The following is a 23,902-nucleotide window of genomic DNA, read 5'->3' as shown; positions in this document are numbered from 1 at the left end:
CCCCCAATCTCATCATATCTTAAACCTTGCCGCAAAGGTGGTCAAGGTTTATAAGCAGGAATATGGGCCTTAACGGCGAATATAGTAAAAGTTATATGCTTTATGCCCTTAATATTTTTAGCAGGTCATTTTTTAAGGGGGTTGAGGACGTCCGTGTATCGCATTGTACGCAAAGAAGTCATGTCACCGGTTATTAAATTAATGGAAATAGAAGCCCCGGAGGTTGCCGCCAAAGCCCGGGCGGGGCAGTTCATCATCCTGCGGATAGACGAAGAGGGAGAACGTATACCCCTTACCATAGCCGATTTCGACCGCAGCCGGGGAACGATAACTACTATTTTCCAGGAGGTGGGGTATACCACCCGCCGTCTGGGGGCCTTGGAAGAGGGCGATACCCTGACCGACTTTGTAGGCCCCTTGGGACAGCCTTCGGAGATCGAGAATTACGGCCGGGTAGTTTGTGTGGGCGGCGGCGTCGGCGTAGCCCCGATTTTTCCCATAGCCCGCGCCTTGAAAGAAGCCGGCAATGAAGTGATTTCCATTATAGGGGCGCGGACAAAGGAACTCCTTTTCTGGGAAGAAAAAATGCGTGCTGTTTCCAGCGAGCTGCTGGTGGCCACCGATGACGGCAGCTACGGGCATAAGGGTTTTGTAACGGACCTTTTAAAACAAGTACTGGAAGAAAGGGGCAAAATCGCCCGGGTCTGGGGCATCGGCCCGGTGGTTATGATGCGGGCCGTGGCGGAGACGACCAGACCTTTTAACGTGCCGACCATTGTCAGCATGAACCCCATTATGGTGGACGGCACCGGCATGTGCGGCGCCTGCCGGGTCAGTGTCGGCGGGGAAACGAAGTTTGCCTGTGTGGACGGGCCTGAATTCGACGGCCATCAGGTGGACTGGCAACTGGCCCTGCGGCGCTTGAACATGTACCGGGAAGAAGAAAAGAGAATCATTGAATTCCATGAGGGGGGTGGCTGCAAGTGCCATTAATTCCGCATAAAACACCCATGCCGTCCCAGGATCCTAAGGAGCGGATTCGTAATTTCAACGAAGTCGCCCTGGGTTACACCGAGGAGATGGCCCTGGCCGAAGCCGAACGCTGCCTCCAGTGCAAAAAGGCCCCCTGCCGCCAGGGCTGTCCCGTGGAAGTGGATATTCCGGCCTTTATCAGTCTCATCAAAGAAAGGGATTTTGACGGGGCCATTGCCAAAATAAAAGAGAAAAACAACCTGCCGGCCATCTGCGGGCGGGTTTGCCCCCAGGAAAACCAGTGCGAAAAGTACTGTACCGTGGGCAAAAAGCATGAATCGGTTGCCATCGGCCGTCTGGAACGCTTTGTCGCCGATTACCAGATGGCCAAGGGTGATGCGTCGGCGGTGATCAAGGCGCCGGCCAGCGGTTTTAAAGTGGCGGTGATAGGTTCCGGTCCCGCCGGCTTGACGGCTGCTGCCGATCTGGCCCGCATGGGCCACCAGGTTACGATTTTTGAAGCCCTGCACGTTCCCGGCGGGGTGCTGATGTACGGCATACCTGAGTTCCGGTTGCCTAAAAGAATAGTCCAGCAGGAAATCGATTATATCCGCCGTTTGGGGGTCGAGATCCGTACCAACGCCGTGGTGGGCAAAGTCACCACCGTGGACGAGCTCCTAAGTAGCGGTTATGATGCCGTCTTTATAGGCACGGGAGCCGGGCTGCCCTATTTCATGGGTATTCCCGGGGAAAACTTGCTGGGGGTATATTCGGCCAACGAGTTTCTTACCCGGACCAATCTTATGAAGGCCTATCTGTTCCCCCAATATGCCACCCCCATTAAGGTAGGCAGACGGGTGGCGGTCATCGGCGCCGGTAACGTGGCCATGGATGCGGCCCGCACCGCCCTGCGCCTGGGAGCCGAAGAATCATATATTGTTTACCGGCGTTCGGCCGCCGAAATGCCGGCCCGGAAAGAAGAAATAGAACACGCCGAAGAGGAAGGGGTGCAGTTCCGCCTTCTCACCAGTCCGGTGAAAATCTACGGCGACGAAGAAGGTAATGTCAGGGGCATGATCTGCCAGCGCTTTGAGCTGGGTGAACCGGACGCTTCGGGACGCCGCCGTCCCGTGCCCATTCCTGGTTCTGAGTACGAGATGGAAGTAGATACGATAGTCATGGCCATCGGGCAGGGCCCCAATCCCCTGGTTTTACAAACGACGCCGGGCCTGGAACTTACCCGTAAAGGCACTATAGCTGCCGACGAAGCCACAGGAGCCACCTCCAGGAAAGGCGTTTTTGCCGGCGGCGACATCGTCACCGGAGCGGCTACCGTAATCCTGGCCATGGGGGCGGGCAAAGCTGCCGCCAGGGCCATTGACAGGTATTTAAGGGAGAAATAATCAATTCCTTAAAGGAGGTCCAAATCCATGGCGGCCCAGATCTTAGACGGCAAACAGATTGCCGCGGCAGTGCGGGAAGAAGTCAAAGCGGAGGTGGCCGGTTTAAAAGAACGGGGCATTACTCCCGGCCTGGCCGTCGTCCTGGTCGGCGACGATCCGGCTTCCCAGGTGTATGTGCGCAATAAACACAAGGCCTGCGAGGAAGTGGGCATTTACTCGGAAGTCCACCGTCTGCCGGCGGAAACCACCCAGGAAGAACTTCTGGACCTCATCAAACAGCTCAACAATGACCGCCGCATTCATGGCATTCTGGTTCAGCTCCCTCTACCCGAACACATCAACGAAAAAACCGTCATCGACACCATCGCCCTGGAAAAGGACGTCGACGGTTTCAGCCCAGCCAATGTGGGCAATCTGGTAATAGGAGACAGGTGTTTTTATCCCTGTACGCCCCACGGCTGCATGGTGCTCCTGGACAAGACGGGCATAGATATTAAAGGCAAAAAGGCGGTGGTTGTCGGTCGCAGCAATATCGTGGGCAAACCCATGGCCATGATGCTTCTGGCCCGCCACGCCACGGTGACCATTTGCCATTCACGAACTAAAAATTTGGCCGAGGAGTGCCGCCAGGCTGACATACTGGTGGCGGCCGTGGGCAAGCCGGAGATGATCACCGGCGACATGATTAAGGAAGGCGCGGTAGTGATCGATGTGGGTATAAACCGGGTAGGCGAGAAAAAACTGGTAGGGGACGTCCACTTTGAAAGCGCCGCCCAGAAGGCCTCCTGGATTACCCCGGTGCCCGGCGGTGTCGGTCCCATGACCATTGCCATGCTGCTGAAAAATACAGTCGAGGCGGCCCGGCGCTAGTGGTCGGGCAGCGGGTGCTGGCGGTGAGGGAACTCACCGCCTATTTGCAACGTATGATTGGCAGCGACGGCCTTCTGGCCAACGTCTGGGTCAAGGGGGAAATCTCCAATCTACGCCGTCCGGCCTCAGGACACCTATATTTTACCTTGAAAGACCAGGTGGCCGCCCTACGCTGCGTAATGTTCCAAAACCGTAGCCGCAATTTAAACATATCCCTGCAAGACGGCCTGGAAATAGTGGCAAGGGGCCATATCGCCATCTATCCCCGCGACGGCGTTTACCAGCTTTATGTAGCCGAGGTTTTTCCGGCCGGCGTTGGTATGGCCACTTTGGCCCTCAAGGAGCTGGCAGCCCGCCTGGAGCGGGAAGGCCTTTTTGCCGCCGAACGCAAACGCCCCCTGCCCCTCCTGCCGCGGCGGGTAGGACTGGTGACCTCCTTAAGCGGTGCCGCCTTAAGGGATATGGTTACCGTCAGCCGGCGCCGTTTTCCCGGAATTGACCTGGTACTGGCACCGGCAACCGTTCAGGGTGACGCCGCTCCCTTTGAATTGTCCAGGGCCCTAGAGCTTTTAGGAAACCTGGGTGGGGTAGACGTCATCATCATCGGCCGCGGCGGCGGTTCGGCCGAAGATTTAAGCGCCTTCAATACCGAAATTGTCGCCCGGGCCATTTATGCTTGTCCGGTACCGGTCATTGCCGCTGTGGGGCACGAAACGGATCTCACACTGGCCGATCTGGTAGCCGACCGCCGGGCTCCGACGCCATCGGCGGCCGCCGAGATGGCCGTGCCGGTGAAAAAAGAGCTGGAAGAACGCCTGGAGGTCTTATCCCTCCGTGCCCGCAAGGGTATAGAGCACCGTCTGCAGATGGCCCGGGCCAAGCTGGAACGCCTAATTAAAAGCCGGGGCTTGGCCCGGCCGGAGCAGGAACTATACTACCGTCAGCAGTATTTAGACGGCCTGGAACAGCGCCTGCAGACCTCCTGGCAGCGGCAGGTCACCTCAAGGGAACAAAGGCTGCAGCTTTTGACGGCCCGCCTGGAAGCCGCCAGTCCTTTGGCAATATTAAGCCGCGGCTATGCCGTCTGCCGTCGGCCAGGCGGCCCCTCCCTGCGGCGTAGCCTGGAGGTTGTCCCTGGCGAGAGGGTGGAAGTCGTATTGAGTGAAGGGCGCCTTCAGTGCGAGGTCAAGGATGTAGAGGGGGAAACAGATTGTGTCTGAAGGTATAAATTTAAAATTTGAAGAGGCTTTGCAGCAACTCGAGGGCATCGTCCGCGCCCTGGAAGGCGAAAACCTTACCCTTGAAGAAGCCCTGGAACGTTATCAAGAAGGCGTAAAACTTGTCCGCCTATGTCGCCAACGCCTTCAAGAAGTAGAGGGCAAGCTGCAGGCCATCTTTGTCCAAGAAGGGGAAGTCGTCCTGAAAGAAATTTCCCTATCCGGGGGTGAAGGTAACGGAAATTAAAAGCTATCTGGCTTCCCGCCGGGAGTTAATTCAGAAAGCCCTTGAAAGCTGCCTGCCGCCGCCGGAGAGTTATCCACCGGCAGTGCATCAGGCCATGCATTACAGCCTTTTTGCCGGCGGTAAAAGATTGAGGCCCCTTCTGGTCCTAGCGGCAGGTGAAGCTGTGGGTAGCCCGCCGGAGCCTCTGTTGCCGGCAGCTTGCGCCGTAGAGTTAATTCATACCTATTCCCTTATTCACGATGACCTGCCGGCCATGGATAATGATGATTTTCGCCGCGGGAGGCCTACCTGCCACAAAGTGTTTGGCGAGGCAGTGGCCCTGCTGGCCGGCGATGCCCTGCTCACCCATGCCTTTGCCGTATTAAGCCAGGTACCGGAAGGCGTCCCGACGGAGAAGGTCCTTCAGGCCATTGGCGAGCTGGCCTGCGCCGCCGGCAGCCAGGGGATGATCGGCGGCCAGGTGGTGGACATGGAGGCCGAAGGGCGGCAGGTTACTCTGGAGACGGTAAATTACATCCATACCCATAAGACCGGCAGCCTTATCCGCGCCTGCCTGCGCATGGGCGGCATTCTGGGGGGCGCCGATGAAGAGCAATTAGACACTTTAACCCGCTACGGCGAAAATCTGGGCCTTGCCTTTCAGATAACAGACGACATCCTGGACATAGAAGGCGATTTTGCCAATATGGGTAAGAAAGGCGGCGTGGATATGGCCAGAGGTAAAGCAACATATCCTGCCTGTTTAGGATTGGCACAGGCAAAAGAGATTGCCGGCCAACTTTGTAAAGAAGCCCAGGAATTGGCGAGGAGCCTAGGAACGAAGGCAGAACCCTTAATTTACCTTGCCGGTTATGTTTTAAATCGTCAAGGATAGTCAAATCAAGAGCATTATGGGGACCGGGTCAGGGAGAAAAGGCATACCCGCGCTGGCTGCCAGCAAGACTTTTAAACGGTCCGAGGTAATCCAGGGCTTTTGCCTACGGCCCTTGCCGTTTTGGGGCAAATAACTTATAATACATTCTACCAAGGACAGAATTTTTGTTTAGCCCATAAGGTGGGTGGCGCAGTATTCTAGTCAGAACCACCATCTTTGAAGACGGGCCTAAAAATCCGTCAAGGGCACACCGATGAAGTTCCTGGTGCTGGCTGCCGACGCCCAGTCGGGGGTTGGTACTGGGAGTTAAGGAGGGGGGGCGATCTACAATGGCATGTAGGCGTGGACCCTCCCTCCGTGGAGACCCAGGTGCGTGGGAAAGTTCCTCCGGCAGGAATGAATACTATGGCCTGGGGTAGAAACCTGCAGTCGGTACGGAGGGTGCTGGCTGCAGCGTAGCCTGCCTTGAGCGGTAGTGGTGGATGCGGGTGGCAAACGCCCGCCGGGGTCTTCGCCGAAGATTTCCGGCTCAAGCGGAAACCCCTACTGCAAAAGAGGCTAGAAGATGGCTGGTTCTGCCGAGGAAAACTCCTAGACTGTTTACCGTCCGGTAAGGCCGGTCGGGGATTAAAGTATGCGCTAAGTGGTAATCCAGTCCTGCCACCGGCGACGGCGCAGGATACCCTTTAAAGGGAAACCGCCACGGCGGCGACGCGTGGTAGGGTATCGGGAAAACCTACTGGACCTAAGCCATAACGTTTACCCGAGCGGCTGCCACCCACCGGGGAATACATAATATTTCAACATGGAGGCAGAAAATAAGTTTGGCCAGAAACCTAGGACGTTCCTCCTGGCGAAATGCCCTGACTATGGGCGGGGGGACTTTTTTTATAGCCCTGGCCGTGGGGTATGGCTCCCAGGCCTTTTTGGGGAGCATAACCTCCATTGTTTTGTCTTTTTTCCTGCTCTTAATAATCATCCTGGCCGGCATAGTTTTTGATATTATCGGCGTGGCCACGGCTGCAGCAAGCGAGGCGCCTTTAAACGCCCGGGCGGCCAGAAAGATACCCGGAGCCCGCCAGGCCTTAGGGCTGCTGCGCAATGCCGAAAGGGTGACCAGTTTTGCCACCGACGTGGTGGGCGATGTGTGCAGCACTTTAAGCGGTGCCGTCGGGGCGGTAATTATTATCCGCCTGGTAGGGCGGCATGGCGCCGAAGACATGCTGGTCAGCACCCTCATGACGGCCGCCGTTTCGGCCGTAACCGTTGGGGGAAAAGCCCTGGGCAAAGGATTTGCCCTGCGGCAGGCCAATGATATAATTTTTTTTGTAGGCCGTTTATTATATGCCCTGGAAAGGGTTACCGGATGGTACCCCTTTAATTATCCATCCCAGAAAGGACGGCGGCCATGAATGAACCTGCTGGATAAAATAAGGGAGCCGGCCGACGTAAAAAAATTAAATAATACGGAACTTGAGAAGCTGGCCGCAGAAATTCGCAGGGAACTCGTCCGGACGGTGGCGCGCACCGGCGGCCATCTGGCTCCTAACCTCGGCGTGGTTGAACTTACTTTGGCCCTGCACAGCGTCTTCGACCTGCCCAGGGATAAAATTATCTGGGATGTCGGCCACCAGTGTTACGTACACAAAATCCTCACGGGCCGTCTTTCCCGTTTTGCCACCCTGCGCCAATATGGCGGGTTGAGCGGTTTTCCCAAACGCGCCGAAAGCCTTTATGATGCCTTCGATACAGGACACAGCAGCACCTCCATATCTGCCGCCCTGGGCTTTGCCTTGGCCAGGGATTTAAAGGGTGATGACTACCAGGTAGTCGCAGTCATCGGTGACGGAGCACTGACCGGCGGCATGGCCTTTGAAGCCATGAATCATGCCGGTCACTTGAAGACCAACTTGATAGTCATTCTCAATGACAACGAAATGTCCATTTCTGCTCCTGTTGGTGGCATGGCGGCCTATCTTTCCCGCATGCGCACAGACCCCATGTACTCCAGGAGTAAAGAAGAGCTGGAAAACCTTTTGAACCGCCTTCCCCACGTTGGCCCGCGGGTTTTGAAGGTCATTGAGCGCCTTAAAGACAGTTTTAAGTACCTGGTCGTTCCGGGAATGCTATTTGAAGAGCTGGGTTTTACGTATTTAGGACCCATTGACGGGCATAACGTCGCCCTGCTAAAGGAAGTGCTGCAGCGCGCCCGGGCTACCCGGGGACCGGTACTGGTCCACGTGATTACCACCAAAGGTAAAGGTTACCGTCCGGCGGAAGTCAATCCCGGTCGCTTCCACGGCATCGGCCCCTTTGACCCGGAAACGGGTGAGCCTTTAAAGAAAGAAGGACCCCCAACCTATACTTCCGTATTCGGCGCCGAAATGGTACGCCAGGGAGAAAAAAACAGCCAACTGGTGGCCATTACGGCGGCCATGCCCGAAGGTACGGGCCTTATGCCCTTCGCCCGGCGTTTCCCCAAACGTTTTTTTGACGTGGGTATTGCCGAACAGCACGCTTTGACCCTGGCCGCTGGCCTTTCAGCTGCAGGTTTTAAACCCGTAGTCGCCATTTATTCTACCTTTTTACAGCGGGCCGTGGATCAGGTAATCCACGACATTGCTTTAATGGGACTGCCGGTCGTTCTGGCCATCGATCGCGCCGGCGTGGTTGGTGAAGACGGCGAAACCCACCAGGGCCTTTTCGATCTGGCCCTTCTGCGCTGTGTTCCGGGCATGGTAGTCATGGCTCCCAAGGACGAGCAGGAACTGCGGCATATGCTGGCCACGGCCATCCAGTATAACGGTCCGGCGGCCCTGCGATATCCGCGGGGTGAAGGGATCGGCGTTCCCCTGACCGGTCCCGCCCAACCCCTCCCCATCGGTAAGGGTGAAGTTTTGCGCCAGGGGAAAGACGTTGCCATCCTGGCCCTCGGCCCCCTGGTTTATGCCGCTCTGGCGGCCGCGGAAGAACTGGCCGGCCGGGGTATAGAGGCGGCGGTCATCAATCCACGTTTTGTCAAACCCCTGGATGCTGATTTAATTCTTACCTGGGCCGATAAAACCGGCTGCCTGGTAACGGTGGAAGAACACGTCCTGGCGGGCGGTTTCGGCAGTGCCGTATTAGAACTCCTGGCAGCCATGGGCAAAACGGGCGTCAGGGTGCACTGCTTGGGCATTGACGACAAATTTGTTGGACATGGTAAGGCGGACGTTTTGCGGGAACACTTAGGTTTGACACCCGCGGGCATCGCCGCATCCGTTCAAGAAGCGCTGGCGGGACGAAAGAAAACTGTTGCGCGTAAACTTAGCGCCAGGGAGATCTCCGGTGGTTAAACAAAGATTAGACGTTCTGCTGGTGAGTAAAGGGCTTTTCCCCAGCCGTCAGCAGGCCCAGGCGGCGATAATGGCCGGCGAAGTGCTGGTAAATGACGTTCCTATGGACAAACCGGGGGCGAAGGTTCCGTTGGAAGCGGAAATACGCCTGACGGGCAGGCCTTTACCCTATGTGAGCCGCGGCGGTTTAAAGCTGGAAAAAGCACTCCGGGATTTTAATATAGATTTGAGGCAAAAAGTAGTTTTAGACGTAGGCGCCTCTACTGGGGGCTTTACCGATTGCGCTTTAAAACATGGTGCCTCAAAGGTTTATGCGGTAGACGTGGGATACGGTCAACTAGCCTGGTCATTGCGCAGTGACCCGCGGGTAGTAGTTCTGGAAAGGACCAATGCCCGTTACCTGGATCGGGATAAGCTGGGGGAACCGGTCGACGTCGCCACCATCGACGTTTCCTTTATCTCCCTCGTGAAGGTCATGCCCGCCGTTCTGGGGTGCTTAAAACCGGAGGGAGAAGTTATTGCCCTGGTCAAGCCCCAGTTTGAGGCTGGTCCCGACCGGGTGGGCAAGAAAGGGGTGGTGCGCGATCCCGCCGTGCACCGTGAGGTTTTACAAGAGGTAATAAGTGCCCTCGCAGGATTGGGCCTAAAGATATACGGCTTAACCTGGTCGCCAATAAGCGGCCCGGAAGGCAATCTGGAATTCCTCCTCTGGATGGGTATGAAGGGTGTCGGCCTGCCACAGGAAGAGTGGCCGGCCTTGATTCAAAGGGTAGTTGCTGCTGCCCACAATGAAGTTCAGTAAGTCGTGAAATGGGGGAGATAATTGCAACAGATAGGTCTGGTGGCCAACCTGGAAAAACCCAGAGCCAGGGAAGTTGCCCTGGAAACTATGGCCTACCTGGAAGGCCGTGGTGTAAAGGTATTGGTTTCTAGAGCCAAAGCGGTACATCTGGGTTGCCCAGATAAAGGCGTAGCGGAAAAGGAACTGGCCCAGGCCGACTGCCTGTTGAGCCTGGGCGGCGACGGTACACTCCTAAGGGCGGCGCGCTTGGTTGCCGGCAGTGCTACACCCATTCTGGGCGTCAACCTCGGGCATCTGGGATTTTTGACTGAGATAGAACTGGCCGAACTTTATCCCTCCCTGGAGAGGCTCCTCCACGGCGATTACCGCCTGGAAGAGAGGATGATGCTCCAAGGGAGTGTAAATAGAAAGGGCAGAGAAGTAATTAGCTGCCAGGCTTTAAATGACTTGGTCATTACCAAAGGGGCCTTTTCCCGCATGCTCCGTCTGGAAGTATATATTGGCCCGGCCTACCTGGATACTTATCCGGCCGACGGCCTTATTATCTCATCCCCTACGGGTTCAACGGCATATTCCCTATCGGCGGGCGGCCCTTTGGTTTCACCGCGGCTGGAAGTAATGATCGTGACCCCTATTTGTCCCCATACCCTTTACAGTCGCCCCCTGGTAGTTCCACCGGAACAGCCCATCAGGGTTCACGTCCATGCCCAGGGTGCGGAAGTCATGCTGACCGTTGACGGCCAGCAGGGATGGCATCTGGCCAACGGCGATGTGGTCGCCGTTACCAAGGCCCAGGTACCTACACGCCTGATACGTTTAAAAAATAATACCTTCTACAGCCTGGTGCGGGAAAAACTGCGGGAAGGGGGGAACCGGCAATATGACGAAGGCCAGGCGCCAGCAACTGATATTGGAAATTATAGCCAAGAAGCCGGTGACTACCCAGGAACAGCTGGCCCGGGAACTCGTTGAACACGGCCTTAAAGTAACCCAGGCGACCGTTTCCAGGGACATTAAAGAACTGGGGTTGATTAAAGTGCCTGCGGGCGAGAACCTTTACCGCTACGCGCCTCCGCCTGGCCAACCCCCAGTGAACGTTTATGGTCGGTTACAGCGTCTCTTTGAAGATTCTGTTGTTAAGATTGACGACAGTGAAAATTTGATCTTGATTCGCACCCTGCCGGGTACGGCCCATGCCGTCGCCTCTTGTCTGGATAACGTCGCATGGCCGGAAATCATCGGGACAGTGGCCGGCGACGATACAATACTGGTTATCGTAAAGCCGAAAGAAGCGGTACCTGAGGTTTTGCGGCGCTTTCAAGAGCTCAGGGAAGGGTGAGGCCATGCTCCAGGAATTGCATATTGAAAATTTGGCCCTGGTGGAATCCCTGGAGTTGGAATTGGAACCGGGATTGACGGTCCTTACAGGGGAAACCGGTGCCGGAAAATCCATTATCGTCGATGCCGTTGCCCTTTTGGTAGGCGCCCGCGCTTCTATGGAATACATACGTGCCGGTGCCGAAAGAGGTATGGTGCGCGGTCTTTTTCGAGCAGGTGACGTACCGGGACTGGCAGAAATTCTGGCCGAATTCGGCGTACCGGTGGAAGCAGACGGCAGCCTTTTACTCAGTCGGGAAATCACCCGCAGCGGGCGCCACTCCTGCCGCGTCAACGGGCGCAGCCTAACTTTAAGCATGTACCAGCAAATCGGACAGATGCTGGTAGACATCCACGGCCAGCATACCTATCAATCGATTCTACGACCGGCGGCTCAGATGGATCTCCTCGATGGCGCAGCTGGATTAATGGATTTGCGGCGCCGGGTAAAAGAGCTATATACAAAATGGCAGGGCCTGCTCAAAGATTTAAATGATCTGGGCGGGGACGAAGGGGCGCTGGAACGGCAGCGGGACTTGTTGAACTACCAGTACCGGGAGATTGACGCGGCCAATCTATCGCCCGGGGAAGAAGAAGAATTGCTGCGGAAAAGGGAAATTCTAAAAAACGCAGTCAGGTTGGCCGAAGGGGCTGCAGCCGTTTACGCCGCCCTTTTCGGAGAAGATGGGGCTTATGACCGTATCAGCCGGGCGGCAACGATACTATCCAACATAGCCGGGATTGATGATGCTTTAAAATCATGGCAGAGTTTACTGGAAACGGCAGCCGTGCAAGTAGAAGAAGTGGCCCGCAGTATTCTCCGTTATCAAGAGGGATTGGAGTACGATCCCGCAAGGTTACAGGAAATAGAGGAACGTTTGGAGGTGATTAAAAATTTAAAACGTAAATACGGCGGCACAATCGAGGCAGTGTTACAATATAAAGAACAGGTGGCGGCGGCGTTAGAGGATCTGGATCGGATGTCCGGGCGAATGGCCGCCCTGGAAAAGGAAATAGCGGCGGCCGAAGCCGAGTATCGGGAAGCGGCCATAACTTTACGCCGGCGACGACTGGAGGCGGCCCGGGATATAGCGGATGCGATAACTAAAGTTTTACAGGAGATGGCCATGCCGGCGGCGCGGATTACAATAGATTGTGCGGAGGCCGGTCGGCCCGGACCTACCGGTTTGGATACGATAACCTTTCTTTTCCAGCCCAACCCCGGCGAAGGGAGCCGCCCTTTGGCCCAGATCGCTTCGGGCGGAGAAATGGCACGGGTTATGCTGGCATGTAAAAGTATTCTGGCGGAAGTTGACGCCATTCCCACATTGATTTTTGATGAAATTGATGCAGGAATTGGCGGCGCCGCCGCCCGGGCGGTGGCTAAAACCCTGGCGGCTATCAGCCGGCGTCATCAGGTCTTATGTGTCACCCACTCGGCACAGTTGGCCGGCGCGGCCGCCCACCATTACCGGGTGAGCAAAGTTGTCCGCGAAGGGCGGACCTTTACTCAAATTGAAAAAATTACCGGCGAAGCCCGAATAGAGGAATTAGCACGACTGCTCTCCGGCGAAACGACGGCGATAGCTAAAAGCCATGCGGCGGCGCTATTAGAAAATAACCCTTGAAATCTTCCTTTTACAGGCTATATCTCCTCCTCAGGTCGTTTTTAACAGCATAAAAGCTGCGGCCTGGGGTTATTTTATGTTTTGAAGGCAAAAAAATTTCATGGAGGTGATGCCCTTGAAACGCCTTGGGCGCCAGGTTGTAGGCCTGGTGCTGGCGTCATTGCTGCTATATGGTGGACTACTTCCGCCGGTACGCGGCTTTTTTAGTCTGCCCCCGGTAATGCGCTTATCAACCGAAGCTCCATTACAGCTGCATTGGGATTTACCGGCAGGGTTGGTTCGTCAGGTGGAAATGCAGGTGGATCGGGAAGAGCCAGGGTGGCGGCAGTTACAGATAAAATTGCTGGGTTTTATTCCCTTGAAAAATATTACCGTCCAGATGGTGCGGCCGGTGTGGGTTAACCCCGGGGGACAGGCAATAGGAGTTTTGCTTAAAACTGAAGGAGTAATGGTCGTCGGACAGGCCGCCGTTACCGATGAAATGGGCAATAAGCTTTATCCGGCGCGGCAGGCAGGTCTGGAGATAGGGGATGTCATTGTCGCCATAGACGGCGTCAAGGTAGAGAACGATCAAAAGGTGGCCGACCTGGTGGACGCCGCCGGCCGGGCCCGTCGCCCTGTAAAGTTAAGCGTCCAAAGGGAAGGGCGGTTGTTAAATTTAAACATCCAGCCGATTTACTGCCGGGAAACGAAAAGATACCGTATTGGAATTTTTGTGCGGGACAGTACTGCCGGCGTCGGTACCTTAACCTTTTATGACCAGGAAAAGCATATTTTCGGCGCCCTCGGCCATATGGTGACGGGCGATGGACGAAATGGGGGAAATATCAGCGGCGGGAGGATAGTCGCTGCGGCCATTCAAGGCATTCACCAGGGCCGTCGGGGTCAACCCGGAGAAAAAATCGGCGTGTTTCTGGAAAATAGCAAGTTTAGTGGCATTATACAAAAAAATACAACAGTAGGCATATTTGGGACTATATCTGGAGAGATACCCGCCTTTTATACTCAACCCTTGCCGGTGGCCCTGGCCGAAACGGTTCACCCGGGACCGGCCGAGATTTTAACGGTGGTGGAAGGGGAAAAGGTGGAAAGCTTTCAGGTGGAAATTGAACGGGTTATGCTTAACCAGCGGACAAGCGGACGGGGGTTGATTTTACGAATTACGGATCCCAGGCTGCTGTCCTTAACCGGGGGAATCATCCAGGGCATGAGCGGCAGCCCTATCATCCAGGACGGGCAATTAATAGGTGCCGTGACGCATGTTTTTATCAACGATCCTGCCAGGGGCTACGGCGTCCTGGCGGAATGGATGCTGGAAGAGACAGATCTCGTTGCGCCGACCAGGGGAAGTGCCGTCGAAACCCCTGGTAAATTACATATAATGGAAAACAATGTTGGATAACCAAAAGTTTTGCCTCTTTTTGCGATTGGAAGGATTATCCCCTCCTCGCGTCGAAAACTATTTCGACCAACTGACACGGAGCTTTAGGAGGCGGGATGAAATACTATGAAAGAACCGATTAAAGTGTTGATTGCCGATGATAATCGGGAATTTTGCGAGGTTCTAGAAGAATTTTTTAATGAGCAGCAGGATTTTGTCCTATCGGGAATAGCCCACAACGGCCATGAAACCCTGCAGCTCATCCAGGAACAGGAGCCGGATGTGGTAATATTAGATATTATAATGCCACATCTCGACGGTATCGGCGTGCTGGAAAGATTAAACGATCTAAATTATGAACCGCGGCCGAAGATAGTTATTTTAACGGCTTTGGGCCAGGAAAACATGACCATGCGCTCTATAGAGCTCGGAGCCGATTATTACATAATAAAGCCCTTTGATCTTGAGGTTCTGGGCACCCGGCTCCGCCAACTGGCCAACGGCCATACACCGCCGGCGGCGCCGGTACAGGTAAATCGCAACGGCCGCAATTTAGACGTCGAGGTTACCAAGATTATCCATCAAATGGGCGTTCCGGCCCATATCAAGGGATACCAGTATCTACGTGAAGCCATCCTCATGGTGATCGAAGATGTGGGCCTTTTAGGGGCGGTTACAAAGGAGCTTTATCCTCTGGTGGCGCGTAAATTCATGACGACCCCCAGCCGGGTTGAACGGGCCATTCGTCATGCCATAGAGCTCGCCTGGGACCGCGGTAATGTGGACATGATGAATAAATTCTTCGGTTATACTATCAATGTTGAGCGCGGCAAACCTACCAATTCAGAATTTATAGCCATGGTGGCCGACAAGATCAGGATTGGGACCAAAGTAAGTTAAACTGGCGTAATGCCAGTTTCTTATATTTTAGCTGTGGAGGGACGGAAATGGATCTTACAGAATTAAAATTAAAAAGCGAACGCATTTATGAAGGGCGGATCATCAATCTGCGGCGCGATCTGGTAAGGCTGCCCAACGGGAGGGAGGCTAGCCGGGAGGTCGTTGAGCATCCCGGCGCTGTGGCGATAATAGCCCTGGATGACGAGAAAAACGTATTTCTGGTACGCCAGTATCGATATCCGATTAACCGGGAAACCCTGGAAATACCGGCCGGTAAACTCGACGTCGGTGAAGATCCCCTGGAATGCGCTCAAAGGGAGCTAGCGGAGGAAGTAGGCCTAAAGGGTAAAGAATGGCGGCATCTTTTAACTTTTTTCACCACGCCGGGCTTTTCAAACGAAATTATGTATCTTTTTTTGGCCACCGGCCTGGAAAATCACAAAAAAGATGCGGATTTTGATGAATTTATTGAGGTGGTCCGCATGCCTTTAGACGAGGCTGTTTCCCAAGTATTTAAAGGTACCGTCCAGGACGCCAAGAGCATGGTCGGTTTGCTGGCAGCCGCCCGCATTTTGTAGTTATAAAAATAGGCGGCCGGCATACTTATTTAGGAGATAAAGATTTATTTTAAACGGAGGGTCCGGGGGGTAATGGGGTGGAAAAGCTCCTTGCCAGGCATATCAAGGACAACCTGGGAATATACATGGTCATATTTTTCTTTTTCCTGGGCGGGATCGTTTTTGGAACAATTTCCCTTAATTTTCTTGGGGAACAGCAGCTCATACAGCTGGCCGCCTACCTGGATAACCTCCTTAGGCAATTTAATACCGGAACAATAAAAAGTGATAACCTCTTCTATCATGCCGCCCTTGACGCTCTTCAAGAAACGGGACTGATATGGTTTTTAGGTTTAACGGTAATCGGCATTCCGTTAATTATAATCTTTGTGTTTATTAAGGGCTTTGTACTTGGATTTACTGTAGGTTTTTTGATTAAACAAAAGGCCGTCCATGGGTTGGCATTATCCTTGACGGCCGTCATGCCTGCCAATCTTCTGCAAATTCCGGCCTTATTTCTGGCTGCCATGCTCGGCATTTCCTTTTCTACCGGTTTAATTCGCGGAAGAATATGGGAAAGGGGGATTTTGCCCGGCCTGTTAAACTATTCCCTTTGTATGCTTTTGGTAGCGGTGCTCCTGGCTGGCGGGGGGCTGGTTGAAGCATACCTTGCCCCGGTTTTTATCAGATTGGTCCTCGCCTATATTTAAATGATGGGGGGATAGTTGATGATTGTAGTAACTATCAGCAGGTGGCGGCAAAAACTGGTCTTAATTTTGGCGGCGATCCTGGTGGCTGCCGTACTATTGGGTCAGCTGGCACGCGGCGGGAATTCAAAAACGGCGGGGCAGAGGGAAACATTGCCTAAAATTCAGCAAACCCAACAACCGGCAGTCGCCCCTGCCAGCGGCACCGGCCGTTCCCTGGAGGGATTACTGGAGAGATTGAGGGGTTTTTACCGCGGTGAATAGAACTATCACCCCCGCCTCTTGGAGGCGGTTTTTTATGGCTTTTTTTGGTTGGGGAATGGAGGAGTTTTGTCTTTCTATGTGGAAATAATTTGGTAAAACGGTAAGAAGAATGGTGGTGCGCCGTGCGTGAGCTGGTGGACGAGTTCCTATACTATCTGGTGGTGGAAAGGGGGCTGGCGGAAAACACCCTGGCCTCATACAACAGCGACCTGCAGCAATTTCTTCAATACCTGGAAAGCAGTAAAATAAAATCTTTTCGTGACGTCAACCACGGTTTGCTGGTGGCCTATCTGGTCAAAATGCAACGGGAAGGCAGGGCGCCGGCCACGATTTGCCAGCACATGGCCGCGATAAGAGCGTTATATCAATTTCTGTTAAGGGAACGCCTGGTAGACAACGATCCTACCGTCAATCTGGAATCCCCAAGGCAGGCTAAGAAACTGCCCCAGGTATTGACGCTGGAAGAAGTGGAAAGGCTCCTCAGCCAGCCGCGTGTGGACACCCCGGCGGGTTTAAGGGATAAGGCCATGCTGGAACTCCTTTATGCTACAGGCCTGCGCGTTTCGGAACTGATTGCCCTTAATGTGGACCAGGTTAATCTGGAGGGCGAGTTTGTCCGCTGCCTGGGCAAAGGAGCCAAAGAAAGGGTGGTTCCCATGGGGCAGATGGCCTGTTTTTATGTAAGGACATACATAGAGAACGGCAGGGGAAAATTAATTAAGAAAAAGGCGGAAACGGCCCTGTTCGTCAACCAGCATGGCCGCCGCCTTTCGCGCCAGGGCTGCTGGAAAATTATTAAAGGCTATGCCCGGGCGGCAAATTTAAATAAAGAAATTACTCCCCATACCCTGCGCCATTCCTTTGCCACCCATCTGCTGGAAAACGGCGCCGACCTACGTGCGGTGCAGGAACTTTTAGGCCATGCCGACATCGGTACGACCCAGATTTATACCCATCTTACCAGGAAGAAAGTCCGCGAGGTTTACGATCGGACTCACCCCCGGGCATGAAGCCCAAACAGGAGGCGTTAAAAATATATGGTCATCGACCGCGTAATAATAATAGTCCTCGACAGCGTCGGAGTCGGTGAACTCCCTGATGCCGCTGCATTCGGCGACGCTGGCAGCAACACCTTGGGCAATATCGCCGCCCGGGTAAACCTTAAATTGCCCAATATGGCCCGGCTGGGCCTGGGCAATATTATCCCTTTAAGGGGGATCGCGCCGGTAGGCTCCCCGACCGCTGCCTATGGTAAAATGGCTTCCAAGTCGGCCGGAAAAGATACCACCAGCGGTCACTGGGAACTGGCCGGGCTGATTTTAGAGAAACCCTTTCCCCTTTATCCCCATGGGTTTCCGCCGGAAATAATTGAGCCCTTTGAAAGGGCCATCGGCCGCAAGGTGCTGGGCAATAAACCCGCTTCGGGTACGGTGATCATCGAAGAGCTGGGAGCCGAACATATGCGTACCGGCTACCCCATTGTTTATACGTCGGCCGACAGCGTTTTCCAGATAGCCGCCCATGAGGACGTCATCCCCGTGGAGGAGTTGTATCGTTACTGCAAGATTGCCAGGCGGCTTTTGACGGGCGAACACGCCGTGGGACGGGTAATCGCCCGGCCTTTTATCGGAGAACCGGGTCATTTTATCCGGACGGACAGGCGGCAGGATTTTTCCCTGGAGCCGCCCAGGCCTACTCTGCTTGATGCCGTCGTAAATGCAGGACTGCAGGTTATGGCCGTCGGTAAAATTAAAGATATTTTTGCCGGTCGCGGTATAAGCCGCTGGATCCATACCCACGATAATATGGATGGCATCGACCAGACCTGCAACTTCATGCGTGAAGGCGGGCGGGGCCTCATCTTTACCAACCTGGTGGATTTTGATATGCGCTACGGCCATCGCAACGACGTTACCGGCTATGCCGGGGCCCTGGAAGCCTTTGATCGTCGCCTGCCGGAGCTCATTGAGGCTTTAAATGAAGGGGATGTTCTGGTCATTACCGCCGATCACGGGTGCGACCCTACAACCCCCAGTACCGATCATTCCCGGGAGTACGTACCGTTATTAATTTACGGCGATAAGATAAGAAAGATAAACATCGGCGTGCGCCCCACCTTTGCCGACCTGGGAGCTACGGTCGCCGAAATGCTGGATGTACCCTATGATTTGGCCGGGGAGAGTTTTGCCCGCCGCTTGTTAAAATAGTCTTTCATATTTTTTCCCCTTCGCTAATATAGTAAAGAAGAGCAAGCCTGGCGAAGGGGGCGGTGGGGGTGCGTAAAACAGGATTTTTAATACTGGCGATCATCCTGGGAATATGCATGCTTCAGGTTTTTCTGCCGGCATCAGAGCAGGCATCCTTTGCCGCTGGCGACCTTTCGGCGGATGCCCGGCCGGTAGAGGCTACAGCGGGTAGTGAAGCGGCAGCGGCGCTGAATTTGGATGCCAAAGGTGCCGTTCTTATGGATCCCCAGACTGGGGAGATTCTTTGGGAAAAAAATGCTCATGCCCGTTATTTTCCGGCCAGCATGACTAAACTGATGACCATGGTTGTGGCCATGGATATGGTGGCCAACGGCCAGGCGCGGTTGGATGAACCGGTGCAGACCAGCGAAAGGGCCGAAAGCTTCGGCGGTTCCGAAGTTTTTCTGGCGGCCGGAGAGACCTTCCCTCTGGAGCAGATGCTCATCGCCATCGCCGTAGCCTCGGCCAACGACGCGGCCGTAGCGGTGGCCGAGCATTTGGCCGGTTCGGAAGAAGCCTTTGTTGCCATGATGAACGCCAAGGCCCAGGAGCTGGGATTAAAGGATACCCATTTTGCCAACTGCCACGGCCTTCATGATGAGCAAAACTACACTTCCGCCTATGACATGGCCGTTATCGCCCGCTATGCTTTAAAATACCCAAAAATAAGGGAATGGACTTCCATCAAACGTTACACCTTCCGTAAAGAACCCCTGTCCATCCTGGACAATACCAACAAAATGCTCTACTGGTATCCGGGAACTGACGGTTTTAAAACCGGTTTTACCGATGCCGCCGGTCTGAATCTCGTCTCCACCGTGGAAAGGGAGGGCTTAAGGTTAATTGCCGTAGTAATGGGGGTGGAGACGCCCAACGGCCATTTTACCGATTCCATGAAACTTTACAACTGGGCCTATAAACAGTGGGCCTTCCAGCGCCTTTACGATCAGGGGCAGGTGGTGGCCACGGTACCCGTCGGGAAGGGCCGCCTCGAACAGGTAAATGCCGTTGCGGCGGCGCCGATAGGGGCGCGGGTCAGCCGCATCCGGGGCAAGGGAGAAAAGGTAAGGGCTGAAGTGGAAATACCGCCCATTTTAAATGCCCCCATCAAGAAGGGCCAAAAAATCGGCCAGGTAACCGTCTATCGCGATACCGTGGCCGTGGATCATGTTGATTTGCTGACGGCCGAAGAAGTATCCAGAGCTTCCCTGGGCCAGGAAGTCGTCAGGGTTATGCGCGCCGTTTTCACCGTTCGACAATAATTTTGCCATTATTTAGCAGGAAGTCGGCCCCTCAAGGGCGAATAAACCCCTTCGTAGAATGTGGCGAGGGGGTTTTGCTTTTGCAAGTATTCTTTAGTAGCGAAGGTAAAGAATTATGGGCGAGGGTAAAGGGGGAGGTTGATTTGGAGAACGCCGACCTTTTGCGCCGGGAACTGGAAGCCAGCCTGGACCACGCCCGCCCGCAAGTTTTGCTGCTGGATTTAGAGGGAGTGACTTTTATGGATAGCTCCGGTTTGGGGGTAATTTTAGGACGTTACCGGCGGCTTAAAAAAGAAGGCGGCCGGGTAGTGATCTGCCGTCCCCAGCCCCAGGTAAGGCGGCTGCTGGAAATATCCGGCCTGAGCAAAATTATGACCATCCATCCCGAAGGACCGGAAACCCTGGGGGGGATAAAGGATGGCCGGTGAAATGCAGGTCAAAAACAGCATGGCCCTGGAGTTTTTGAGTCTCCCGGAAAATGTTGGGCTAGCGAGGGTGGCGGTGGCTACCTTCGCCGCCCAGGTGGATATGACCTTGAATGAATTGGAAGAAATTAAAGTTGCCGTTTCCGAGGCAGTGTCCAATGCCATCATCCATGGTTATCGTGGCGAGCCTTCGGGTATAGTAAGGGTGGCGGCGGAGCGGACGACAACGGGGCTGGTAATCATCGTGGAGGATAAGGGCTGCGGCATACCCGATATTGCCCTGGCTATGCAGCCGGCCTATTCCAGCGATCCCGAACGCATGGGTTTGGGATTTTCTTTCATGCAGTCTTTCATGGACGAGCTGGAAGTCACTTCAGAGGTCAATCGTGGCACGCGCGTCAGGATGTTTAAAGCCTTTAAAGGAGAGGCCGGTAAGTAACCAGGGTGGCGATTTAAATGCGTTTGTCAGAAATGAATCTACCCCGCTTTCCTCTCCTGTCGGAAGCCGAAACCGAAGAATTGCTGCGCCGGGCCAAAGCGGGGGATAAAGAAGCCAGGGAGCGGCTGATTAACTGCAACCTCAAGCTGGTATTCAGCCTTGTCCAGCGTTTTGAAAATCGCAACTACGACCTGGAAGATCTTTTCCAGATCGGCACCATAGGTCTCATTAAAGCTATAGATAAATTTGATTTAAATTACCAGGTGCGCTTTTCCACCTATGCCGTGCCCATGATTCTGGGAGAAATCAGGCGGTTTTTACGGGATGACAGCGCCGTAAAGGTGAGCCGCTCTTTAAAGGAAACTGCCTTCAAGGTTAACCGCGCCCGCGAAGAAATGGCTAAAAAACTGGGCCGGGAACCATCCATCAGCGAAATTGCCGAAAACCTAGACTTATCCCGTGAAGAAATAGTAGCCGCCATGGAAGCCGTCCAGATGCCCGGATCCATCCACGACACCATTTATCAAGATGACGGCGATCCCATATATGTTTTGGATCAACTGGCTGCCGAGGAAAGGGATGAGCCTGCCTGGCTGGATAAAATAGCCTTAAAGGAAGTCTTAAAAAAACTTCCGGAAAAACATCGGCGGGTGCTGGTCATGCGCTTTTTCCAGGATAAAACCCAGGCCGAGGTGGCGGCCCGCATGGGATTGTCCCAGGTGCAAATTTCCCGCATTGAGCGCCAGGCCCTGCAGAAAATTCGGGAAATGCTCCTGGCAGAAGGAGAAAAAGATGTACAGACGCAATAAGACGGAAGGGGATAAAAAGGTATAAAAAATGGGAGGCGGGACCTCCCATTTGTTGTTATTTCCTTGTATATGGTTGTATTGCTTTTTACGCGCTGCGGTAAAGTTTGGTCAGGATGAATTCTTTATGGTTAAGGGCTTCGGCGCAGGTGTAGCGGCCATTGAGGGTGCGGATAAACTTCTCGAGAATGGCATCGCCTGCTCCATCTAAGTCCATTTCGCGACGCAGCAGTCCGGTCAGGTCGACATCGATATGCTCGCTCATGGTGCTGACGGTTATCGGGTTGGCCGAAATCTTAATTACCGGGATTATGGGATTGCCGACAACGTTCCCTTGGCCGGTGGTAAAGAAGTGGAGCACCGAGCCGCCGGCGGCGAAAAGGGTAACGGCTTCGGCACCGGCAGATGAGGTTTCCATATACCATAAGCCTTTACCTTTAGGAGCTTCAGCCGGTTGGAGGACACCCTGGATCATAGCCCTTTTACCGATTTTCTGGATGTTGCCGAGGGCTTTTTCCTCAATGGTGGTCAGGCCGCCGGCAATATTGCCTTCCGTTGGCTGGGAGCCGCAGAGATCGACGCCCTGGGAGATAATAAAGTCGCTGTAGGACTTAAAGCTCTGCATGAACTGTTCCCGGACTTCAGGCGTGGCGCAGCGGGCGGCTACCAGGTGTTCGCCGCCGGTAAGCTCAGAGGTTTCGCCGAAGAGGACGGTCACGCCCATATCGACCAGGCGGTCCACTACGTTACCTATGGAAGGATTGGAGGCAAGACCGGAGGTGGTGTCGGATTCGCCGCATTTAATGCTGACGACCAGCTCGGAAATGTCGCATTCCTCTTTCTGCAGCTCAGTGGCATACTGGACGAATTCGATGGCCTTCCGGGAGGCCATTTCAATGACCTTCAGGTCACCGTAACGCTCAATGGCAAAGCCGGCTACGGGCTTGCCGGTTTTGGCGATGCCTTCCACCACGCGGTTGGTCCAGTTGGGTTCAATACCGATAACAATGCAGGCTGCCACGTTGGGATTGGAACCGGTCCCGATTAAGGTGCGGAAAAAGAGCTCCAGATCTTCACCGAATTGGAGGCGCCCATACGGATGGGGCAGGGCGATGGTACCGTCAATTAGCTTGGCCACTCCTTCGGCAGCCGCATTGGAAAGGTCGTCCAAGGGGAGAATAACTACGCGGTTGCGTACACCGACGCTGCCGTTTTCCCGACGATAACCCCAAAATTTGGTTTTAGTCCAGGTCATCTTTACCACCTCGCAGTTTTTAGATTATGAACATGGACGTGCTCGCCTTTGGCAATGGGGGCGACGGCTTTGCCGATGGGTTCGCCGTACTTAATTACCGTTTCGCCTTTAGCGATGTCTTTGAGGGCGATTTTATGGCCGAGTTTAATGTCGCTTATGGCCGTTACGGTTACGATGGAGTTATCTTCCATCACCCAGCCGGTTACCGTTTCACCGGCCTGGATGTCGGCCACGGCCACGCCCACGGTGTCCCGTTTGTCATGGACAAAGAATTTTTCCATTGCAGGTTCCCCCTCCCCAGGTGTGTAAGTAAGCCTTTCTTCAAAAGGCATAAAGTGTGAGGTCGGTGGTAGGACCACTTTTATTTTACGGCCAACCCCATGTGATGTCAAGGAAAAAATTTAGGAGGAAAACCCCAAACAAAAAACAAATAAAACTTACAAAAAAATTGTAAGAGGCAGCAGGAAATTTTAAAGCTACGGCGAATAATAATTACCACAAGAACAATAAGCCGTGAAAGGATGATGCAAGGTTGAAGTTCAAAAACGTAATTGCTACCGATGACGCACCGGCAGCTATCGGTCCCTATTCCCAGGCCATTAAGGTTGGCAATATAATTTTTACCTCTGGACAGATACCCATTGATCCGCAAAGCGGCCAGGTAGTAGAAGGCGGTGTCGCCGTTCAGGTGACCAGGGTTATAGAAAATTTGCAGGCCGTGCTCGCCGCCGCCGGGGCCAGTCTTGATGACGTTGTAAAAACAACCCTGTACATTAAGGACATGAATGATTTCGGTACCATTAATGAAGTTTACGGACGCTACTTCACCAAAGAACCTCCGGCGCGTTCCTGCGTGGAAGTGGCGCGGCTCCCCAAGGATGTTCTCGTAGAGATTGAGGCCGTCGCCGTCGTTAAAGAGGGTTAATTTATAAAAG

The 23,902-nt window shown here is 54.1% G+C and carries 26 protein-coding genes; 24 read left to right on the top strand and 2 right to left on the bottom strand.

The features are described from left to right. Positions 1-153: 153 nt before the first annotated feature. The 23 genes from MHFGQ_RS07920 (at position 154) to sigF (ending at position 21,715) form a co-directional block, all read left to right on the top strand. A complete protein-coding gene (locus MHFGQ_RS07920) occupies positions 154-993 on the top strand; it encodes a sulfide/dihydroorotate dehydrogenase-like FAD/NAD-binding protein (RefSeq protein WP_106006061.1) in 840 nt (279 codons plus the stop codon). Between the two features lie 17 nt (positions 994-1,010). Continuing rightward, on the top strand, positions 1,011-2,375 hold the full coding sequence (gene gltA, locus MHFGQ_RS07915; protein ID WP_170066367.1) for an NADPH-dependent glutamate synthase: 1,365 nt from the start codon (positions 1,011-1,013) through the stop codon (positions 2,373-2,375). Positions 2,376-2,402: 27 nt separating this feature from the next. Continuing rightward, on the top strand, positions 2,403-3,245 hold the full coding sequence (gene folD, locus MHFGQ_RS07910) for a bifunctional methylenetetrahydrofolate dehydrogenase/methenyltetrahydrofolate cyclohydrolase FolD (RefSeq protein ID WP_106006059.1): 843 nt from the start codon (positions 2,403-2,405) through the stop codon (positions 3,243-3,245). Beyond that, positions 3,245-4,465: an exodeoxyribonuclease VII large subunit gene (gene xseA / locus MHFGQ_RS07905; RefSeq protein ID WP_106006058.1), complete on the top strand. Its 1,221-nt coding sequence runs from the start codon at positions 3,245-3,247 to the stop codon at positions 4,463-4,465. The genes folD and xseA overlap by 1 nt, the downstream gene beginning before the upstream one ends. Next, entirely contained in the window at positions 4,458-4,709 is a 252-nt protein-coding gene (gene xseB, locus MHFGQ_RS07900; RefSeq protein WP_106006057.1) for an exodeoxyribonuclease VII small subunit, read from the top strand. Before xseA ends, xseB begins: the two co-directional genes overlap by 8 nt. After that, positions 4,690-5,583 carry a polyprenyl synthetase family protein gene (locus MHFGQ_RS07895; RefSeq protein ID WP_106006056.1) on the top strand — a complete coding sequence of 298 codons (894 nt, stop codon included), beginning with the start codon at positions 4,690-4,692 and terminating at the stop codon, positions 5,581-5,583. Before xseB ends, MHFGQ_RS07895 begins: the two co-directional genes overlap by 20 nt. 824 nt (positions 5,584-6,407) lie before the next feature. Beyond that, a complete protein-coding gene (locus MHFGQ_RS07890) occupies positions 6,408-6,995 on the top strand; it encodes a CNNM domain-containing protein (protein ID WP_106006055.1) in 588 nt (195 codons plus the stop codon). Next, complete coding sequence (gene dxs / locus MHFGQ_RS07885; protein ID WP_106006054.1) at positions 6,996-8,918, top strand: 1-deoxy-D-xylulose-5-phosphate synthase; 1,923 nt, start codon at positions 6,996-6,998, stop codon at positions 8,916-8,918. After that, complete coding sequence (locus tag MHFGQ_RS07880; protein WP_106006053.1) at positions 8,911-9,720, top strand: TlyA family RNA methyltransferase; 810 nt, start codon at positions 8,911-8,913, stop codon at positions 9,718-9,720. The genes dxs and MHFGQ_RS07880 overlap by 8 nt, the downstream gene beginning before the upstream one ends. 21 nt (positions 9,721-9,741) lie before the next feature. Next, positions 9,742-10,692, top strand: a complete 951-nt coding sequence (locus MHFGQ_RS07875) for an NAD(+)/NADH kinase (RefSeq protein WP_106006052.1) — start codon at positions 9,742-9,744, stop codon at positions 10,690-10,692. Beyond that, positions 10,601-11,059, top strand: coding sequence for an arginine repressor (gene argR / locus MHFGQ_RS07870; protein ID WP_106006051.1), 459 nt, complete (start codon positions 10,601-10,603; stop codon positions 11,057-11,059). Before MHFGQ_RS07875 ends, argR begins: the two co-directional genes overlap by 92 nt. A gap of 4 nt (positions 11,060-11,063) precedes the next feature. Continuing rightward, entirely contained in the window at positions 11,064-12,725 is a 1,662-nt protein-coding gene (recN, locus tag MHFGQ_RS07865) for a DNA repair protein RecN (RefSeq protein WP_106006050.1), read from the top strand. A 109-nt stretch (positions 12,726-12,834) separates the two neighbouring features. Further along, positions 12,835-14,127, top strand: coding sequence for a SpoIVB peptidase (gene spoIVB / locus MHFGQ_RS07860; protein ID WP_106006049.1), 1,293 nt, complete (start codon positions 12,835-12,837; stop codon positions 14,125-14,127). Positions 14,128-14,232: 105 nt separating this feature from the next. Then, positions 14,233-15,006 (top strand): sporulation transcription factor Spo0A, encoded by a 774-nt coding sequence (gene spo0A, locus MHFGQ_RS07855; protein ID WP_106006048.1) that lies wholly within the window; start codon positions 14,233-14,235, stop codon positions 15,004-15,006. 47 nt (positions 15,007-15,053) lie between these two features. Beyond that, positions 15,054-15,584, top strand: coding sequence for an NUDIX domain-containing protein (locus MHFGQ_RS07850; RefSeq protein WP_106006047.1), 531 nt, complete (start codon positions 15,054-15,056; stop codon positions 15,582-15,584). A 77-nt stretch (positions 15,585-15,661) separates the two neighbouring features. Further along, positions 15,662-16,273 carry a stage II sporulation protein M gene (spoIIM, locus tag MHFGQ_RS07845; RefSeq protein ID WP_106006046.1) on the top strand — a complete coding sequence of 204 codons (612 nt, stop codon included), beginning with the start codon at positions 15,662-15,664 and terminating at the stop codon, positions 16,271-16,273. An 18-nt stretch (positions 16,274-16,291) separates the two neighbouring features. After that, on the top strand, positions 16,292-16,534 hold the full coding sequence (locus MHFGQ_RS07840) for a hypothetical protein (protein ID WP_170066357.1): 243 nt from the start codon (positions 16,292-16,294) through the stop codon (positions 16,532-16,534). A 122-nt stretch (positions 16,535-16,656) separates the two neighbouring features. Further along, positions 16,657-17,544 (top strand): site-specific tyrosine recombinase XerD, encoded by an 888-nt coding sequence (gene xerD, locus MHFGQ_RS07835; protein WP_106006044.1) that lies wholly within the window; start codon positions 16,657-16,659, stop codon positions 17,542-17,544. Positions 17,545-17,577: 33 nt separating this feature from the next. Beyond that, on the top strand, positions 17,578-18,741 hold the full coding sequence (locus MHFGQ_RS07830; protein WP_343105552.1) for a phosphopentomutase: 1,164 nt from the start codon (positions 17,578-17,580) through the stop codon (positions 18,739-18,741). Positions 18,742-18,809: 68 nt separating this feature from the next. Beyond that, positions 18,810-20,042, top strand: a complete 1,233-nt coding sequence (locus tag MHFGQ_RS07825; RefSeq protein WP_106006042.1) for a D-alanyl-D-alanine carboxypeptidase family protein — start codon at positions 18,810-18,812, stop codon at positions 20,040-20,042. An 80-nt stretch (positions 20,043-20,122) separates the two neighbouring features. Further along, a complete protein-coding gene (locus tag MHFGQ_RS07820; RefSeq protein ID WP_106006041.1) occupies positions 20,123-20,470 on the top strand; it encodes an STAS domain-containing protein in 348 nt (115 codons plus the stop codon). A 1-nt stretch (position 20,471) separates the two neighbouring features. Beyond that, complete coding sequence (gene spoIIAB, locus MHFGQ_RS07815; protein ID WP_170066363.1) at positions 20,472-20,906, top strand: anti-sigma F factor; 435 nt, start codon at positions 20,472-20,474, stop codon at positions 20,904-20,906. 17 nt (positions 20,907-20,923) lie between these two features. Next, positions 20,924-21,715, top strand: a complete 792-nt coding sequence (sigF, locus tag MHFGQ_RS07810) for an RNA polymerase sporulation sigma factor SigF (protein ID WP_106006039.1) — start codon at positions 20,924-20,926, stop codon at positions 21,713-21,715. Between the two features lie 85 nt (positions 21,716-21,800). Here sigF and MHFGQ_RS07805 read toward each other — a convergent pair whose 3' ends face one another. Together MHFGQ_RS07805 and MHFGQ_RS07800 are read right to left on the bottom strand one after the other, a co-directional pair. Beyond that, a complete protein-coding gene (locus tag MHFGQ_RS07805) occupies positions 21,801-22,967 on the bottom strand; it encodes a UxaA family hydrolase (protein ID WP_106006038.1) in 1,167 nt (388 codons plus the stop codon). A 2-nt stretch (positions 22,968-22,969) separates the two neighbouring features. Further along, complete coding sequence (locus tag MHFGQ_RS07800; protein ID WP_106006037.1) at positions 22,970-23,248, bottom strand: UxaA family hydrolase; 279 nt, start codon at positions 23,246-23,248, stop codon at positions 22,970-22,972. Positions 23,249-23,499: 251 nt separating this feature from the next. Here MHFGQ_RS07800 and MHFGQ_RS07795 point away from each other — a divergent pair, with 251 nt between their 5' ends. Beyond that, on the top strand, positions 23,500-23,892 hold the full coding sequence (locus tag MHFGQ_RS07795; protein ID WP_106006036.1) for a RidA family protein: 393 nt from the start codon (positions 23,500-23,502) through the stop codon (positions 23,890-23,892). The last annotated feature ends 10 nt before the right edge of the window (positions 23,893-23,902 follow it).

Origin of the sequence: Moorella humiferrea (assembly GCF_039233145.1) — a bacterium.
In the GTDB taxonomy this organism is placed as follows: Bacteria; Bacillota; DSM-521; order Neomoorellales; family Neomoorellaceae; genus Neomoorella; species Neomoorella humiferrea.
This window is presented reverse-complemented; position numbering and strand designations above follow the sequence as displayed.

Excerpts from the sequence above, each read along its gene's own strand:
- gltA (WP_170066367.1), top strand. The coding sequence starts at position 1,011 with ATGCCGTCCCAGGATCCTAAGGAGCGGATTCGTAATTTCAACGAAGTC.
- MHFGQ_RS07840 (WP_170066357.1), top strand. The coding sequence starts at position 16,292 with ATGATTGTAGTAACTATCAGCAGGTGGCGGCAAAAACTGGTCTTAATT.
- recN (WP_106006050.1), top strand. The coding sequence starts at position 11,064 with ATGCTCCAGGAATTGCATATTGAAAATTTGGCCCTGGTGGAATCCCTG.
- argR (WP_106006051.1), top strand. The coding sequence starts at position 10,601 with ATGACGAAGGCCAGGCGCCAGCAACTGATATTGGAAATTATAGCCAAG.
- spoIIAB (WP_170066363.1), top strand. The coding sequence starts at position 20,472 with ATGCAGGTCAAAAACAGCATGGCCCTGGAGTTTTTGAGTCTCCCGGAA.
- MHFGQ_RS07800 (WP_106006037.1), bottom strand. The coding sequence starts at position 23,248 with ATGGAAAAATTCTTTGTCCATGACAAACGGGACACCGTGGGCGTGGCC.
- spoIVB (WP_106006049.1), top strand. The coding sequence starts at position 12,835 with ATGCCCTTGAAACGCCTTGGGCGCCAGGTTGTAGGCCTGGTGCTGGCG.
- dxs (WP_106006054.1), top strand. The coding sequence starts at position 6,996 with ATGAACCTGCTGGATAAAATAAGGGAGCCGGCCGACGTAAAAAAATTA.
- MHFGQ_RS07805 (WP_106006038.1), bottom strand. The coding sequence starts at position 22,967 with ATGACCTGGACTAAAACCAAATTTTGGGGTTATCGTCGGGAAAACGGC.
- spo0A (WP_106006048.1), top strand. The coding sequence starts at position 14,233 with ATGAAAGAACCGATTAAAGTGTTGATTGCCGATGATAATCGGGAATTT.
- MHFGQ_RS07850 (WP_106006047.1), top strand. The coding sequence starts at position 15,054 with ATGGATCTTACAGAATTAAAATTAAAAAGCGAACGCATTTATGAAGGG.
- sigF (WP_106006039.1), top strand. The coding sequence starts at position 20,924 with ATGCGTTTGTCAGAAATGAATCTACCCCGCTTTCCTCTCCTGTCGGAA.
- folD (WP_106006059.1), top strand. The coding sequence starts at position 2,403 with ATGGCGGCCCAGATCTTAGACGGCAAACAGATTGCCGCGGCAGTGCGG.